The organism is Rickettsia akari str. Hartford, from assembly GCF_000018205.1.
Taxonomy (GTDB): domain Bacteria; phylum Pseudomonadota; class Alphaproteobacteria; order Rickettsiales; family Rickettsiaceae; genus Rickettsia; species Rickettsia akari.
This window is the reverse complement of sequence record NC_009881.1, coordinates 1,193,002-1,208,959: the sequence shown is the minus strand read 5'-3', so window position 1 is coordinate 1,208,959 and position 15,958 is coordinate 1,193,002. Positions and strand designations below refer to the sequence as shown.

The window sequence follows — 15,958 nt, the reverse complement described above, 5'->3', positions numbered from 1 at the left end:
TTATGATTATTTTAGAAAAAGTTTGTAAGCGTTACGGCAAGAATTATGCAATTAAGAATATTAATTTAAGTTTTACTACCAAGGAGACTACTGTAATAATTGGACCTTCGGGAAGCGGTAAAACTACTCTGCTTAGAATTTTAAATAATTTAGCAGAACCAAGTAGCGGTACTTGTTTGGTAGACGAGAAGAAGTTACTGCCAAAAGATAGAAGAAAGCTTTGTTTAAAAGTCGGTATGGTTTTTCAAAATTTTAATCTCTTTCCTCATTTAACTGTAGGAGCAAACCTAATTTATACACCGGTAAATGTTTTAAAATTGCCGAAAGAACAAGCAATTGCTATGGCAAAGGAATTACTTGCAAAATTTAAACTAACGCAAAAATTTGACTCATATCCGGCAAGCCTATCAGGAGGACAAAAGCAGCGAATAGCGATAGCAAGGGCTTTAATGATGAAGCCGGAAATTTTGTTATTCGACGAACCGACTTCGTCACTTGATCCTGAAAATATTAAAGATGTTATAGAGAATATAAATTTATTAAAAGATCAAATGAGCATGGTAGTGGTTACGCACCATTTGAAATTTGCAAAATTAATAGCAGATCGTATTATTTTTATGGATCAAGGACAGATTTTAGCAAATCAGCCTGCGGAGGAGTTTTTTAAGAAACCGGCATCGCATCGAGCTAGGTTATTTTTAGAGAATATCGGTGATTTGATGTGATTTTCTTGACAACGATAAAATTATAGGTCTAATAATGGAACATATTTATGCAAATCTAACAGTTAGTATCTCAGAATTTAAAAAAGCCCTACTGCATTATTGGATAAGGCAAGCGGTGAGAGCCTATAGCCTTATTAAATAATAATGAACCGACTGCTTATTTAATTTCAGCTAAATTATACGCAAGAATCATTGAAGCTTTAGATGATAATTATTTATTAGAGCTTTCTTAAATTAGATTAAAAGATAAAAAGGCAGCGATCAAGGTTGATATAAATGACTTATAGTCTATAATTTATCCCTATTGCCAAATAAAGAATTGAATAAGTTAGGTTTTACAATAAAAGAACAGTTTAAAAAGAAGTTATCAGAGAGACTTAAATCACCACACGTACCAAAGATGCAGTAAACGGTGGAAATAACTTATATAAAATAAAGTTGAGGTCACAGTCGGTTACCGACTAGTGTATGAAGTAGATGATAAGAGTACTTGCTATTGGGAAAAGAAATCGGAATGAAGTGTATAATAAATTATTTTCCCGTATTTAATTTCTTAGTGTCATATCTGTAAATCAAAATAATATCGCTATATGAATAAAAAGCTCGAATTGCAAAAAGACGCATTACAAGGAGGAGCAATTGCAATTTTATACAAAGATGAGATTATTTATAAAACAATGTTTGGAAATCAGAGAGTTAAGAGTGGAGTTATTACGGATAAAACTTTATTTCTGTTAGCATCGGTTTCAAAATCTGTTTTGGCAACGGCAATTGCATTAATGGTAGATCACGGAAGTTTAGATTTTGATGAAAAATTCAAATTACCATACTTAAAAAATATTATTAGTCTTTTGAAGACACACAACAGGTTGTCAATTCTCAGGAAATATTGAAATTGAGCAAGGGATGAGTTTTTAACCTTGTTAAAAAAACAACAAGCTAGTTGTAAACCAGTGCAATGTTATAGATATGGTAATATCGTTTTAGTATACTTGAAGAAGCTTTAAATTGTAAAAAATCATCAGAAGCACTTGGAATTATTATTCTAGTGACCCAAAAAGGTAGTTTCCCACCTAAAAATGGGCTGGTACTTTGGTTTGATTATATAGGTTAAAAATTATTTTATATGAATAAAAAACTTATAAAACTTATTTTTATAATTTGCAGCACCGTAATTGTAACCGGTTTGTTATACAAATATATCAATCAGCATTATCCAAAATTTTTTAAAGAACTACAAAATATATGGAGTTTTTGTGCGTCGTTATTAATATTATTTAGTATAATCTACAGTACTATTAGCCAAAATGCAATACGCAGATTTTGTTTGCAATTAGCAATGTGGGCAGCAATTTTTTTAGTTATAATCACCGGTTATGCTTTTAGGTTTGAGCTGCACTATGCTTATCATAGGGTAATGTCTGCTTTAATTCCATCATATAAATGGTCTACTGAAGTCGGAGAAATTATTATAGCCCGCAGCGGAGACGGGCATTTTTATATCAATGCTTTTGTAAATAACGTTAAAATAAAATTTATGATAGATACCGGTGCAAGTGATATCGCTTTGACTAAAGAAGATGCCCAAAAATTAGGCTTTGACTTAACTAAATTAAAATATACCAGAACTTATCTGACAGCTAACGGTGAAAATAAAGCCGCACCTATAACCTTAAATAGTGTAGTAATCGGTACGGAATTTAAGAATATCAAAGGACATGTAGGCCTTGGTGAACTTTATATCTCACTGCTTGGTATGTCGCTACTCGAGCGTTTTAAAAGTTTCAGGATTGATAAGGATTTATTAATTCTGAATTATTAGACTTCTTTTCAAGGAAGTTTATAGCACTTAGAAAGTGTTGTTGCGTGGCTTGATTCCATCCATGTCATGCCGCATTTGTGTCACATTAAGAGAGACGTCATCCCGTGGCTTGACCACTGGATCCAGTTAACAATACTAAAATTATTAGTATTGTTATTGTTTTTATGGACCACGTGGCAAGCTACGGGGTAACACGGTGGATTTTTTACCGATCCATGCAACAATGCTTTACTGGAATGACGCAAAACGCCGTATTAAAATGGCATTTTGAAACCGGGCGGTAAGCTCATACCGTTTAAAGCTCCTGATAAAGAATTTTGAGAATCTTCATCACATTTTTGTTTAGCATCGTTAAAGGCAACTTTAATTAAATCCTCAAGCATTTCTTTTTCTTCTGATTTTAATAAAGATTCATCAATTGAAATCTTTGCAACTTCCCCTTTACCGGTGATAATAATTTCAACAAGCCCGCCACCTGCTTTACCGGTATACCTTGCATTTGCCATTTGCTCTTGTGCTTCTTGCATTTTTTTTTGCATTGATTGGGCTTGCTTTAAAAACTGATTAAAATTTACCATAATTCTATCCTTTAATTTTTAAGTAATATATCTGAAATTTCCGCATTCGGGAAATGTTTTTTAATTAAACCAAAATCATTACTTGCTGCAATCTTATCTATTAACTGGCTCTTTAAGGTTTGCTTGTTCTGCTCTTTTATTACTATAAATTTACACTTTTCTTTAGTAAAATCAGCTAACAAATCTTCTATTTGTTTCTTTAATTTACTTTTAATTTCAAGACTGCAGAACTCTAATCTATTATCACTGAGATTTTTAAGCTCCGCATGATTGAGTAGGAAATAATATATATCTATCTCATTATTTTTATATAGATATTTAAGAAAATCTACAATTTCAAAATTTTTTTTTATTTCCGGATTAATTGATTGATTTAAATTTTGATTATTACCATCAGAATCGTCAAGCAGCGGCAGCGACGTCGAATATATAGATTTTATAACTAACATTTCCGTTTCTGTTAGTTGATTATAGGAACTTTTTATTTCCACTACTCCCTTATTATATATTTGCCATAAGATTGATAGATGTGGCAAGCTGATTGTATCTAATATGCTGTTAGTCCTATCGTTAAATGATTCATATATCGGTAAACTATAATTATGTAACATTTTTGCTTTGTTAAGATAAGCAATAAAATCTGCTACCGATTCTATAAAAATCTCAAGATTAACAGAAAAACCGTAAAGTTTATTTATTAAATTTATAGCTTTTTCCGTCTCTCTATGAATTATATACTCCACAAATTCTATTATAACCGAAGTATCAACAAGCCCAAGTATTTGATTAATTACTTGAGGGCTAATGATATTATCAGATTTCGCCGACATACTAGCTGCTTGATCTAAAATAGATACTGCATCACGTGCCGATCCTTCAGACTTATAAGCTATAATTCTTAAAGATTCTATATCGGTTTTTAAGTTTTCTTGCTTAGCTATATATTCAAGTAGCTTAAAAATTTCTTCAAAATTCAACCGCCTTAAATCATAACGTTGACATCTTGAGATGATAGTTGCAGGTATCTTTTGTACTTCCGTTGTTGCAAAGATAAATATTATATGAGGCGGCGGTTCTTCTAAAGTCTTAAGAAGTGCATTAAACGCTCCCTTAGAGAGCATATGCACCTCATCAATGATGAAGATTTTATGTTTACCTTGTAGAGGTTTATATTCAGCAGATTCTATAATTCTACGTATATCATCTACGCTAGTTTTACTTGCTGCGTCAATTTCGATTATATCAGGGTGATTATGATTATTAAAGCTGATACAATTTGTACATTCTTCGCATGTTTTAATAGTCGTATTTTCTGTAATTAAAGCAGAACAGTTTACGGCTTTAGCAATAATTCGGGCGGAAGTAGTTTTACCGACTCCTCTAATACCCGTTAAAAGATAGCCTCCGGCTAGCCTATCGTTTAAAATAGTATAGCTTAAAACTTTGACTAATACCTCTTGCCCCTGAAGCTCGGCAAAGTTACTAGGACGATATTTCCTTGCAAAAGGAATATATTGATTTGATGAATTTATATATAGCACGATTGTTATAAGACTTTTTATGGCATTCTAGCTAAAAACCGGTGTTATTGTGTAATTCTCTATGTCATTCCCGCTTTCGTGCGTTGTTGCGTGGATCAATTCCACCTCTGTCTTCACATCCCGTGGCTTGACCACAGGATCCAGTTAAAAATACCAAAAGCATTAGTATTTTGAATTGTTTTTATGGACCACGTGGTCAAGCTATGTGGTAACACAGTGTGTTTTACTGAACTGCGCGGGAATGACATCGAAATTAGAATAGTGCTAGTAATGACCCACCGCATCCCACTCCGGCTGCTTCCTTTCAGACCTGACCGACTAAGCAGGCACAACGCCCACTACCAGCATTACTAACATAGTCTGTTTATTTTCAAGAAACAATATATTTTTTTTCTATTTCCGATTTTGTTAATCTTTCAGGAGGACCAAATATCGCAGGGTTTTTTAATTTAAACAAATCATCGGAAAATTTTTGTACTTTAGCTATTTTATCAAAAGTAATAGTGACTATATTATTATCTGCAAATATTTTTAATGCTTCAATTTGTTTAGTAGCTTTATTAAAAGTAATTTCGCTACGTTTTTCCGTTAGAGTATGATAGATAGTAATTTTAGAAATATTTCTTTCGTTAATTACTGATTCAAAAACAAAATCCTTGTCAAAATGCTTATTATCTTCTAATAAAAAATTCAATGCATTTTCGCTTCTATTAATACGGCTTACTTGCTCCATATCATAATCATACATCGATACGAAATTTTTAGTACCTATTATAACTAAAGGGAAAGGAGGATAATAATTACATCTAAAATTATAAGGTTTGTGGATTAACAATTTTCCTTCAACTATTTTACCGTACGAATCTTCTTGAGTAAAATCTATCGCAATTGATTTTATAGTACGTAAATAAGTTTTTAGCTCTGAAATAGTTGTTTTATCATCCGCTCCTCCAAACGCTACGACTGAATTTATAAAAACACAAATAATAACTAAGAATATTTTTTTCATTTTTATTGTTTTATATTTTAAATTATGTTTAAAATACCTTAGTTATTTTGTTAAAACAAATGATATTTATGAAAATCGTTGCTTTAAAAGAAAAAGCCAAGCATGAATCGCGTGCCGCCATAACGCCTGAAGTAGCGGAGTTACTAGTCAAAAAAGGTTATGCAGTTACGGTAGAAAAAGATATAGGTCTTCATGCCGGTTTTCTTGATGAAGAGTATATTGCTCGAGGTGCTAAAATATCTTCGGTACCACTCGAGATTATTTCTGATGCCGATATTATATTAAAGGTACAACCTTCATCCGTTACGGATAAATATAGTGAGCTTGAATTCGCAAAAAAAGGAGCAATTATTGTAGGATTATTATCGCCTTATTTAAATCATGAATATATAAAAGCGGCAGCTAAAAAAAATCTTACGACTTTTGCTATGGAATTTGTGCCGAGAATTACTAAAGCTCAAAATATGGATGCTTTGTCTTCTCAAAGTAACTTAGTTGGTTATAGAGCCGTAATTGAAGCAAGCTATCATTATACAAGGGCTTTTCCTATGATGATGACGGCAGCAGGTACGATTTCACCGTGCAAAACTTTGGTGCTTGGTATCGGTGTTGCAGGACTCCAAGCTATTGCAACGGCAAAAAGACTCGGTAGTATTGTTGCAGGATATGATGTAAGGGCTGCTACCAAAGAGCAGGTAGAAAGCTTAGGAGCTAAGTTTGTTTCACTGGAACTACAAGAAGATTTACAAGATAAATCAGGTTATGCTAATGAGAGTTCGGGAGATTATAAGGCGAAACAAGCAGAGTTTCTAGCAAAAATTATTAAAGGATATGATATAGTTATTACTACTGCACAAATTCCAGGCAAAAAAGCCCCTCTGCTTGTTACAGAAAAAATGTTAGAATCTATGAAGTATGGCTCAGTGATTGTTGATATATCGACTAGTACAGGCGGAAACGTAGAAGGTTCAGAACCGGATAAGATCGTTAATAAGCACGGAGTTACAATAATAGGTTTATCAAACCTTGCTACTAAAATTGCTACAGACAGCTCAAAATTATATGCTAAGAATTTGTATAATTTTCTAACCTATGCGTTGCAAGACGGTAAATTTAATATGGATGATGGGTTAGTACGTGATATGTTGATTACTAAAGACGGCAAAATTGTGAGTGAGAAGGTTAAGTAATTATTTAACTGGATTGCCGCGTCGATGCTGGTGCATCTCCTCGCAATGAAAATGAAAAAATAACCAAGAGAAAAGTATGAATCAATTACCGATAATGGCTAAACAGGCTGCTGAAATTGCCCATAATACCCAAGAATTATCAAATAAATTAAAAGATTTGGTAATAGATACTAGTTGGCAAACAAACACAAGTACTATAGATCCTCTAGTATTTGCTATAACTGTTTTTGTATTAGCTTCTTTTGTAGGCTATTATGTTGTGTGGAAAGTAACGCCTGCACTACATACTCCGCTTATGTCTATTACTAACGCTATTTCAGGTATTATAGTTCTTAGTTCTATGATTGCCGCAAGTAGCCCTGCTTTTGGGTTTCACGGTTTACTTGGGTATTTTGCAACGCTGATTGCTTCTATAAATATCTTCGGCGGATTTATAGTAACAAAAAGAATGCTCGAGATGTTTAAAAAGAAGTAATTATAATGTAATATTTGCGTTGTTGCGTGGATATCAGAACCGTCATTACGAGGATCAAATCGACGTGGCAATCCAGAAAAACAAAAAAATTCTGTAAATCAGAATTTTTAACTGGATTGCTTCGTCACAACTTACAGCTTTTCCTCGCAATGACGAACAAGTCAAATTACAACTCCAGTTCTTTATATTCAACGGTAACTACTTCGTATGATTTAGATCCTCTCGGTGTTGTAACTTCTACAAAATCACCTACCGATTTTCCAATCAAAGCTTTTGCTATAGGAGAAGCGATTGAAACTCTCTTTCTAGTTATATCGGCTTCATATTCTCCTACAATAATATATGTTACTTCTTCTTCAGTATCGTCGTCAATCAAAGTAACCGTAGCTCCGAATTTTATGTTATCTCCTGATAATTTACCAATATCAATAATTTCTGCTCTTGCCGTCATATCTTCAAGCTCTTTAATACGCCCTTCTATAAATGCTTGTTTCTCACGTGCCGCTTCATATTCTGCATTCTCTGATAAATCGCCGTGTTCTCGCGCTTCGGATATATCTTCACTAATTTTTTTACGCTCTACATGTTTTAAATGTTTAAGCTCGTGTTCTAATTTTTCAAAACCTTTAGCGGTGATAGGAAATTTTGTATTCATAATTATATTGTATAGATTTAGTAATTTTAGTATACTATTTTCAATAATATAGATTTCAACAAGTATATTTGTAATAGTTAAATTTGTCAAATAAGCCTTTTTAATTGTTTGGCACTGCCTGAAAACAGTGAGTTTTAAATTTAGATGTCATTCACGCGAAGGCAGGAATCCAGTAAAGCATATAAAAACAAGTTTTTATATGCTTATTTTATCAAATATGTAACTTGCTATATTAGTATTAAAGTTATTTATTCTGGATCCACGTCTACGCGGGGATTGTATCGAACGCGTTTTTTTGAGTTATGCAACAATATCAATTCTTGCTTGTAATGACGTAGGTATTATTTTTCATAAACAATAGCAACAAATTAGTAATCCTATGGAAATTAAAGATTTTGACTTTGAGAAAAACCGTAAAATTTTTCACTTATCGGCTATAATATTTCCTCTGCTTTATTTATTTATTCCAAGAACCGTTATTACGTTGTTATTATTCATAATAACGGCTGTTACATTATATTTAGATGTATCACGTCATAATAATGCAAAAATTAGTGAATTTGTAACTAAATTTTTCTCAAAAGTTATAAGGTTCGAAGAAAATAATGGTTATTGTACTTTAAGCGGCATTAGCTTTATGATGCTTGGTCTTTTCTTAACTGCTCTTCTTTTTCCCAAAAATTTAGTGATTTGTTCGTGGTTGATTTTAATTATTTCAGATTGTTTAGCGGCTCTTGTCGGCGTTAAAATAGGAAATAGCTTAGGTAACGGTAAATCTATAGCAGGTTCTGTTACCTTCTTAGCTTCTGCAATTTTTATAAGTGTATTAGTGTATTTCTATTTAGGATATAATACAAGTTTTATTATTATTATAATAAGTTGTATAGGGGCTACGGCAACTGAATTTTATTCAAAAGATTTAAGAATTAACGATAATTTGTCTATACCACTTTCTTATTGTTTTTCTACAGCTATGCTTTCCTACATATTGTAATATAATGAGAGTTGCACCGGAATTTTATGAGTTCTTAAGAAACCGTATTAACATATTTGATGTAGTGCGGCAAAAAGTAGTTTTAACCAGAAAATCCGGTAACTATGTCGGTTTATGTCCTTTCCATCAAGAAAAGACCCCATCTTTTACAGTTAGTGATAGTAAGAGATTTTTCTATTGTTTTGGCTGTAAAGCAGCTGGTGACGTTATAAAATTTACTTCTAATATTAGCGGTCTATCCTATAATGAATCTGCTATAAAGCTTGCAACCGATTACGGTATAGAGATACCGAAATTAACTACGAAACAGAAAGAATTTTATGAAGAATCCGATGAAATTTTAAATATTTTAGAGCTTGCTAATAAATTTTTTATAAAGCAATTAACGCCTGAAATATTAAATTATCTACACCAAAGAAATATTACCGAAACGACAATAAAAGAATTCTCAATAGGTTTTGCTCCAAGAAATAATAAATTTGAAAAATTTTTTCGTGATAAAAATATAGATATTATAAAACTCGGCAAAGCCGGCTTAATAGGTAAACGAGAAAACGGTGAAATATATAATTTATTTTCTAACCGTATTACTATTCCAATTAGAAATATTTACAATAAAATTGTAGGCTTTGGCGGTAGGGTACTTGGGGAAGGGCTACCTAAATACTTAAATTCACCTGAAACTACAGTATTTCAAAAAAGTGAAACTCTATACGGTGAGCATAAAGCGATAAGCAGTAGCTATAAAAAAAATCATTCGATTTTAGTAGAAGGTTATTTTGATGTTATAGCACTACATCAAGCAGGCTTTAGTGAAGCGGTTGCGAGTCTCGGTACTAGCGTTACCGAGAATCACTTACATAAATTATGGCGTGCCGGCGATGAAATTATATTATGTCTTGATGGAGATAATGCAGGCATAAAAGCTAGCATAAGAACTATTAACTTAGCATTACCGCTTATTAATAGTGAAAAGAAAATTTCTTTTATTAGGTTACCAAGAGGACTTGATCCAGACGATGCAGTAAATAAACATGGTGCTGATTTTGTTGCAAAGCTTATAGATCAAAGAATAAGTCTATCAGAAATGATTTGGCATATTGAATATAGCGGCAAGAATTTTAAAACCGCAGAAGAAAAAGCTAATTTAGAGAAAAATTTAAAAGATTACTGCAATAAAATATCAGATAGTAATTTAAAAGCAAGTTATTACAGGTTTTTTAAAGATCAAATATGGCAAAATTTAGTCACAAAGCAGAAGAAAATTATAACTAAAAGCTCAAATTTAGCGCCTATAGTTTCAAGTCACGGCTATTCGGAGCTTGAAATACTAGAACACGCTTTTTGTGCTTTGTTGGTTAAATTTCCTATAATGCTTGAAGAAAAAGATATTAGAGATTTCATCTTAAATTTAAATTTTAATAATAAATCGCTTGAAGAATTTCGTAACTGGTATTTAAACGAGATTATAGATAATAATGTAGAAGCAAGTGAAATTACTGCAATTGTAGAAAAAACTAGCTTTTTTGATATTTTTTTATTATTATCAAAAACGGATAATTTGTTTTTAGATATCTCATTTAATAAAAATAATATCAGACTGGATTTATTATGGCAGTGGCTACATAAGAAATATTATCTAATAAATTTACAACAAGAATACGCTATTACCATAAACAGTACAGACAATCACGACTTTGAAAAAGTTTTAGTATATAAAAAAGAAATTCTGAAGATTGCAAATGAACTTCAAGTTTTAAACGAATCTTTTATTAATCACACGATAAATTAATTATTTCAAACTTCTTGTAAAAGAAAAAGCATATAGGTATTTAATGAGCAATAGCAATATAGACAATGATCTAGATCAAATAGATAGTTTACTTAAAAAAGCTAAATCTAAAAAGATACCTGTCACTTATGATGATATAAACAAAGCTCTTCCTCTTAATGAAAATCCTTCAATAAGACAATTAGAAGAAGCTATATTAAAATTTTCCGATGCGGGAGTAGATATTTTAGAATCTAACGAAGATGATGATATTAAGCTTGATATCGGAATGGATGAAGAATTTAAGCTATCTACCAATATTGATAATGAACCTGAAGATGAAGCAGAAGAAGAAAATATAGGTACTACCGATGATCCTGTAAGATTATATCTTAAGGATATGGGAGGAGTCGATCTTTTAACTCGTGAACACGAAGTAGAAATCGCAAAAAGGATTGAGGAAGGACGCAAAACAATGACTGCTTCCTTATGCAGAAGCCCTATTGCTATGCGTTGTTTTATAGTATGGTATGAAGATTTAGTTAATGAAAAAATGTTACTACGTGACCTGATAGATTTAGAAGCTAACATTTTACATGACGAAACACCCGAAAATGATGAAGAACATAGTAGTGAGACCGAAGGAGAAGAGCATGATGATAATCACCTATCTATGTCTAGAGTAGAAACGCAGATATTACCTAATATCATAGAGCGTATGAAAAAGATTTCTTTTATCTGCGAAGAGCTACTCATTGAAGCTAAAAAATGTTATGAAAAATCTTTTGAACCTAAAGTTTTACAAAATAGCAAAAAATATAATAATAATTTGGAATTATTATTACATGAAGTTTCGGAAATACATTTTAATTCTAAAAGAACGGAAGAAATTTTAGGTAAGATGTATGGAATAAATCGTGATTTAATTAATAAAGAAACAGCTTTTTTAAAACTTGCTGAAAAATATGGAGTAACGCGCCAAAATTTCCTCGATGAATATATAGGATCGGTTATCAATGCAGCATGGAAAGAAAAAATGCTGAAAAATAAAAAAGTCGCTTGGAAAGAGTTAATTACTAAAGAATCGGATTATATAGATCAAATGATTGCTGAATTATCGGTTATAGAATCTAATACCGGTCTTTTAGTTAATGATTTTAAAAAACTAGTGAATACTATACAAAAAAGTGAGAGACAAACACTGCAAGCAAAAAAGGATATGATAGAAGCGAATTTACGTTTAGTTATATCTATCGCTAAAAAATATGCTAATAGAGGGTTGCAGTTTTTAGATTTAATTCAAGAGGGTAATATAGGACTTATGAAAGCGGTGGATAAATTTGAATATCGCCGTGGTTATAAATTCTCTACCTATGCTACTTGGTGGATTAGACAGGCTATAACAAGAGCTATTGCAGATCAAGCAAGGACTATACGTATTCCTGTGCATATGATTGAAACAATTAATAAGATACTGCGTACTTCAAGACAAATGCTTAATGAACTTGGATACGAACCAACGGCAACGGAAATCGCTAATCGTCTTTCAATGCCGCTTGATAAAGTGCGTAAAGTTATGAAAATAGCTAAAGAACCTATAAGTCTTGAGAATCCAGTAGGTGATGATAGTGACGGCGGTCAATTAGGCGATTTTATCGAAGATAAGAATGCAATAGCACCGATTGATGCAGCGATTCAGTCAAATTTACGAGAAGTTACCACTAGAGTACTTGCAACCCTTACGCCTCGTGAAGAAAGAGTGCTTAGAATGCGTTTCGGTATAGGTATGAATACTGACCATACATTAGAAGAAGTAGGGCAGCAATTTAAGGTAACTAGAGAACGTATAAGACAAATCGAGTCAAAAGCTTTAAGAAAGTTACAACATCCTATTAGATCCAAAAAACTTAATAGCTTTAGAAGCGGTGGAAAGCGTGGTGAAGGTAATCCATCAGATTTACTAGAGGCATGATAATACTTGTATGTCATCCTGTGGTTTTTTGCATGGATACCAAATCGTCATTGCGAGGAGCGAACCGACGTGGCAATCCAGAAAAATAATAAAATAATTCTAATTTACAGATTTTTTTGCTGGATTGCATTGTCAAATTACTGCGTAATTCTTCTCGCAATGACGGCTTAGGTATCCTTCCATAGGAATGACAATAACAATCTTCTTTATGTATCGATATAAGATCACCATTGAATATTTAGGCACGAATCTTGCAGGTTGGCAAAGACAAGCAGGAGTAATGTCGGTACAGCAGATATTAGAAGAAGCGATTTATAAATTTTCTGGTGAACAGGTAATATTATTTGGGTCAGGAAGAACAGATGCCGGTGTTCATGCTATAGGTCAAGTAGCACATTTTGATCTTTCAAAATATTTAGAACCTCACAAAATTATTACGGCTATTAACTATTTTGCAAGACCTTATGCAGTAGTGGTATGGCATTGTGCAATAGTCCTAAATGATTTTCATGCAAGATTTTCAGCCACCTCTCGTCATTATATATATAGAATTATTAATAGACCTTATCCATCGGTAATTGATTTAAATAGAGCATGGTGGATTAGTTCACCTCTAGATGTTCTAGCTATGCAAAAAGCTGCAGCTTATCTATTAGGCAAACATGATTTTACTTCATTTAGGGCTAGCTCATGTCAATCAAAATCACCGATTAAAACTTTAACTGAACTTAACATTGTTAAAGGAGACGAAGAAATAAAATTATATCTTTCAGCCCCATCATTTTTACATCATATGGTGCGTAACATTGTTGGTAGTTTAGTGCTTGTTGGTAAGAATATTTGGCAAGCAGAGCATATTAAAGATGTTCTAGAAGCTAAAGATAGAAAAGCTGCTGGTCTTACCGCCCCTGCCTATGGACTTTATTTTGTGAAAACAGAGTATTAATAACTATTATGAGTGTTATATAATAACTCTGATCTACTTGTAATAGCTCTTAACAACGATAGTCTTCATTTCACAGTGGGAACTTGAATATTAACGTTCTTTACAAAAAATCAAAATTAGTATATAATCCTCCAAGCAATTATCAATTATGATGAACCAAGAAACTCTCCAATCTACACCAAATCATCTCCAAGCTATTACTTTTTCTGAAAATAAATCAATTCTTTTAGATAGTAGTAATAGTAGTAATTTTAAACAATTTACACAAATGTTACAAGCAGACGAATTTTATGCTATGGCATTACAGGATTCTATTGACTTCGTAAAAAATATTAAAATTACGGTAGAAGTTGTTAATTACTTAATTAATGATACATCTAAATATAACGCAATAACTTATTATACAAAATGTTATGACAAAATTATTTATTAATCGTCGGTATTAGGGTGTAAAATGTAATACACTACTTGATAAATATCAGATTAAAAAATTATCTGAAAAAAATTTTTGTGTATAAAATAGAGAAGAAATTTTATACATGCGAACTGTAACCTAAAAAAATTAGTAATTTAGATGTCGGGAGAGTTATATTTCTAAAAATCGAAGCTATGCGTGATGCTATAAATATTGCCATAAAAAATAATCATGACCAACTAGCTGAAGAATTAATAAAAGATGTATTAAAAACTGCTGATGTAAACTTAGCTTTTTTTTTAATCAATGCCCTAAATATAACGAAGCTATCTGAATCATTACCAACTTAGTATCTTTTATTAGAAACACACTGTCAACAAAATTTTTGTGCATTGTTAAACTTTTCAGATGCTTTGTTATCAAAAAACGATGCTGATCAAGTAATAAAGTTGCTAAAAAGTAAATTAGTGAATATGGATAATGAGGATTTAGCAAACAAAAATATATATACAGATATAGGTAATTGTTATCATAACCTTGGAATCGCATATTTCAATAAAGCAGATTATCAATCTGCAAAAAATACTATTGAGCTGCTTTTCTATAAATTACTTAACATATAAAGATTTAAAACACTTATTAAAGATATCTCAAGATCTTCCTACTGTTTCTACAAAAGGATTAGCATCAATTAATAAAATTGCAATACCTACATGCTTCAATTCTCTAATTAAAAGTTTAGAATATGTAGCTAAATTTAATGAAGGTAAGTTTTTTAAGGCTGATGAAGCTAAGGTTCTGAACAAACTTATTAATGATTGTAGTGATAATACATCATTGTTTTCAAGCTCTCTACACTAAACAATTTGATATTGTAAAAAAAAAGCCCTAATGCACAATAATTCCAAAATAAATATTTATGGCAATTTAAAGCTTTATTTGGATTAGAAGAGGATATTGAAGTTTCACAAATTATTATTGATAGCAATCATCTAGATGGAAAAGAAGCTGCTGATTTAATTAATATCTCGAGTACTGTTTTAATTGCTAATTAAGAATTTAACTCTATTCCTGAAAAGGTAGACAACCTTTTAAAATATGACCAAAAAAAATGAAGAAACTTTAGAAATAGGTATAGCTTTTTCTTTATTATTATTTAATAAAGAAAAAGCCCAAGAATATGCAAATCAATTAACCGAAGAAAAACAGCAAGAAATTTCTGCAAATTACTCTACAGATAACAAAGCAGAAAATATAGACGAGCTTATTGAGCAATATGATGCAAAAGAAATATCAACGGCTAAAACAACAAAAACTTTTTGAAATGAGCTAAAAAATCACTAATAACCAAATTGTTAGTAATTGGAATGTTAATAAACAGAACATTAAAAAAGATGAGTCTTATTTTGTAGGCAAATATAAAGGTTTAAATTGCTTTGCAAAAATTTCTGAAGACATCAAGAAAACATTAGATATTAATTTAATTGATTCTTTTACTCAAGCTATAGAAAAAGGTATTACATATTGTCTAAAACAAGCATCAATGGAATTAAATTTTTACAAAATAAAGCAGTAGAAGCTAAATTTGACCGTGACATGTGTTTATTTACAAATCTAATTTATAAAAATTCTCAAGAAGAGATATTAATAAATTTTGATCATTACGGCAATCATGATGAGGCAGGAAATTTTGCTAATAACCATAAATTAGTAGAAGTACTTGGATATTTAACGATAATATACGGTTGTGTGGGTACCGATGTCATTCCTGCGAAGCATTGCCAGTGTGGATCAATTTTACCTCTGTCATCCCGTGGTTTGACCACGGTATCCATAAGAAAACAAGTGTGAATCCTGCGATCAAG

19 protein-coding genes, 1 other RNA gene and 1 pseudogene are annotated in these 15,958 nt (G+C 31.6%); 15 read left to right on the top strand and 6 right to left on the bottom strand.

Annotated elements, in window-relative coordinates; translation table 11 throughout:
* Nucleotides 1–2 precede the first annotated feature (2 nt).
* The 4 genes and pseudogenes from A1C_RS06000 to A1C_RS05990 all read left to right on the top strand — a co-directional run bounded on the left by A1C_RS06000 (nucleotide 3) and on the right by A1C_RS05990 (nucleotide 2,547).
* Nucleotides 3–725, top strand: coding sequence for an amino acid ABC transporter ATP-binding protein (locus A1C_RS06000; protein WP_012150196.1), 723 nt, complete (start codon nucleotides 3–5; stop codon nucleotides 723–725).
* Nucleotides 726–759: 34 nt separating this feature from the next.
* Nucleotides 760–958: pseudogene (locus tag A1C_RS09330) on the top strand (type II toxin-antitoxin system Phd/YefM family antitoxin).
* 357 nt (nucleotides 959–1,315) lie between these two features.
* Complete coding sequence (locus A1C_RS06285) at nucleotides 1,316–1,618, top strand: serine hydrolase (protein ID WP_012150195.1); 303 nt, start codon at nucleotides 1,316–1,318, stop codon at nucleotides 1,616–1,618.
* Between the two features lie 233 nt (nucleotides 1,619–1,851).
* On the top strand, nucleotides 1,852–2,547 hold the full coding sequence (locus A1C_RS05990; RefSeq protein WP_012150194.1) for a TIGR02281 family clan AA aspartic protease: 696 nt from the start codon (nucleotides 1,852–1,854) through the stop codon (nucleotides 2,545–2,547).
* Between the two features lie 254 nt (nucleotides 2,548–2,801).
* Here the strand turns inward: A1C_RS05990 and A1C_RS05985 are convergent, their stop codons facing one another.
* The 4 genes from A1C_RS05985 to A1C_RS05975 form a co-directional block, all read right to left on the bottom strand.
* On the bottom strand, nucleotides 2,802–3,125 hold the full coding sequence (locus A1C_RS05985) for a YbaB/EbfC family nucleoid-associated protein (protein WP_012150193.1): 324 nt from the start codon (nucleotides 3,123–3,125) through the stop codon (nucleotides 2,802–2,804).
* Between the two features lie 11 nt (nucleotides 3,126–3,136).
* Nucleotides 3,137–4,666 (bottom strand): DNA polymerase III subunit gamma/tau, encoded by a 1,530-nt coding sequence (gene dnaX / locus A1C_RS05980; RefSeq protein WP_012150192.1) that lies wholly within the window; start codon nucleotides 4,664–4,666, stop codon nucleotides 3,137–3,139.
* A 256-nt stretch (nucleotides 4,667–4,922) separates the two neighbouring features.
* Nucleotides 4,923–5,016, bottom strand: an RNA gene (gene ffs / locus A1C_RS07440) — signal recognition particle sRNA small type.
* 20 nt (nucleotides 5,017–5,036) lie between these two features.
* Nucleotides 5,037–5,675, bottom strand: coding sequence for an outer-membrane lipoprotein carrier protein LolA (locus tag A1C_RS05975; RefSeq protein ID WP_012150191.1), 639 nt, complete (start codon nucleotides 5,673–5,675; stop codon nucleotides 5,037–5,039).
* Nucleotides 5,676–5,743: 68 nt separating this feature from the next.
* Here A1C_RS05975 and A1C_RS05970 point away from each other — a divergent pair, with 68 nt between their 5' ends.
* Both A1C_RS05970 and A1C_RS05965 read left to right on the top strand, forming a co-directional pair.
* Nucleotides 5,744–6,865 (top strand): NAD(P) transhydrogenase subunit alpha, encoded by a 1,122-nt coding sequence (locus tag A1C_RS05970; protein ID WP_012150190.1) that lies wholly within the window; start codon nucleotides 5,744–5,746, stop codon nucleotides 6,863–6,865.
* Nucleotides 6,866–6,941: 76 nt separating this feature from the next.
* Entirely contained in the window at nucleotides 6,942–7,340 is a 399-nt protein-coding gene (locus tag A1C_RS05965) for an NAD(P) transhydrogenase subunit alpha part 2 (protein WP_012150189.1), read from the top strand.
* 166 nt (nucleotides 7,341–7,506) lie between these two features.
* On the opposite strand, the gene greA is transcribed toward A1C_RS05965, so the two are convergent.
* Nucleotides 7,507–7,995 carry a transcription elongation factor GreA gene (gene greA, locus A1C_RS05960; RefSeq protein WP_041816870.1) on the bottom strand — a complete coding sequence of 163 codons (489 nt, stop codon included), beginning with the start codon at nucleotides 7,993–7,995 and terminating at the stop codon, nucleotides 7,507–7,509.
* Between the two features lie 379 nt (nucleotides 7,996–8,374).
* Here greA and A1C_RS05955 point away from each other — a divergent pair, with 379 nt between their 5' ends.
* The 7 genes from A1C_RS05955 to A1C_RS05930 all read left to right on the top strand — a co-directional run bounded on the left by A1C_RS05955 (nucleotide 8,375) and on the right by A1C_RS05930 (nucleotide 14,716).
* The gene (locus A1C_RS05955) at nucleotides 8,375–8,989 is read left to right on the top strand and encodes a diacylglycerol/polyprenol kinase family protein (protein ID WP_012150187.1); all 615 of its coding nucleotides are present in this window, start codon (nucleotides 8,375–8,377) and stop codon (nucleotides 8,987–8,989) included.
* Nucleotides 8,990–8,993: 4 nt separating this feature from the next.
* The gene (dnaG, locus tag A1C_RS05950) at nucleotides 8,994–10,781 is read left to right on the top strand and encodes a DNA primase (protein ID WP_012150186.1); all 1,788 of its coding nucleotides are present in this window, start codon (nucleotides 8,994–8,996) and stop codon (nucleotides 10,779–10,781) included.
* Between the two features lie 43 nt (nucleotides 10,782–10,824).
* Nucleotides 10,825–12,732 carry an RNA polymerase sigma factor RpoD gene (gene rpoD / locus A1C_RS05945; protein WP_012150185.1) on the top strand — a complete coding sequence of 636 codons (1,908 nt, stop codon included), beginning with the start codon at nucleotides 10,825–10,827 and terminating at the stop codon, nucleotides 12,730–12,732.
* Nucleotides 12,733–12,940: 208 nt separating this feature from the next.
* Nucleotides 12,941–13,678: a tRNA pseudouridine(38-40) synthase TruA gene (gene truA, locus A1C_RS05940; RefSeq protein ID WP_012150184.1), complete on the top strand. Its 738-nt coding sequence runs from the start codon at nucleotides 12,941–12,943 to the stop codon at nucleotides 13,676–13,678.
* Nucleotides 13,679–13,829: 151 nt separating this feature from the next.
* Nucleotides 13,830–14,111 (top strand): hypothetical protein, encoded by a 282-nt coding sequence (locus A1C_RS05935; protein WP_232279113.1) that lies wholly within the window; start codon nucleotides 13,830–13,832, stop codon nucleotides 14,109–14,111.
* Nucleotides 14,112–14,287: 176 nt separating this feature from the next.
* The gene (locus tag A1C_RS07915) at nucleotides 14,288–14,443 is read left to right on the top strand and encodes a hypothetical protein (protein ID WP_012150182.1); all 156 of its coding nucleotides are present in this window, start codon (nucleotides 14,288–14,290) and stop codon (nucleotides 14,441–14,443) included.
* Nucleotides 14,444–14,485: 42 nt separating this feature from the next.
* On the top strand, nucleotides 14,486–14,716 hold the full coding sequence (locus A1C_RS05930) for a hypothetical protein (RefSeq protein ID WP_012150181.1): 231 nt from the start codon (nucleotides 14,486–14,488) through the stop codon (nucleotides 14,714–14,716).
* 27 nt (nucleotides 14,717–14,743) lie between these two features.
* On the opposite strand, the gene A1C_RS08990 is transcribed toward A1C_RS05930, so the two are convergent.
* The gene (locus A1C_RS08990) at nucleotides 14,744–14,899 is read right to left on the bottom strand and encodes a hypothetical protein (protein WP_232279112.1); all 156 of its coding nucleotides are present in this window, start codon (nucleotides 14,897–14,899) and stop codon (nucleotides 14,744–14,746) included.
* Between the two features lie 292 nt (nucleotides 14,900–15,191).
* Here A1C_RS08990 and A1C_RS05925 point away from each other — a divergent pair, with 292 nt between their 5' ends.
* Both A1C_RS05925 and A1C_RS05920 read left to right on the top strand, forming a co-directional pair.
* Nucleotides 15,192–15,416 carry a hypothetical protein gene (locus tag A1C_RS05925; protein WP_012150179.1) on the top strand — a complete coding sequence of 75 codons (225 nt, stop codon included), beginning with the start codon at nucleotides 15,192–15,194 and terminating at the stop codon, nucleotides 15,414–15,416.
* Nucleotides 15,417–15,617: 201 nt separating this feature from the next.
* Complete coding sequence (locus A1C_RS05920; protein ID WP_012150178.1) at nucleotides 15,618–15,944, top strand: hypothetical protein; 327 nt, start codon at nucleotides 15,618–15,620, stop codon at nucleotides 15,942–15,944.
* Nucleotides 15,945–15,958: the final 14 nt, after the last annotated feature.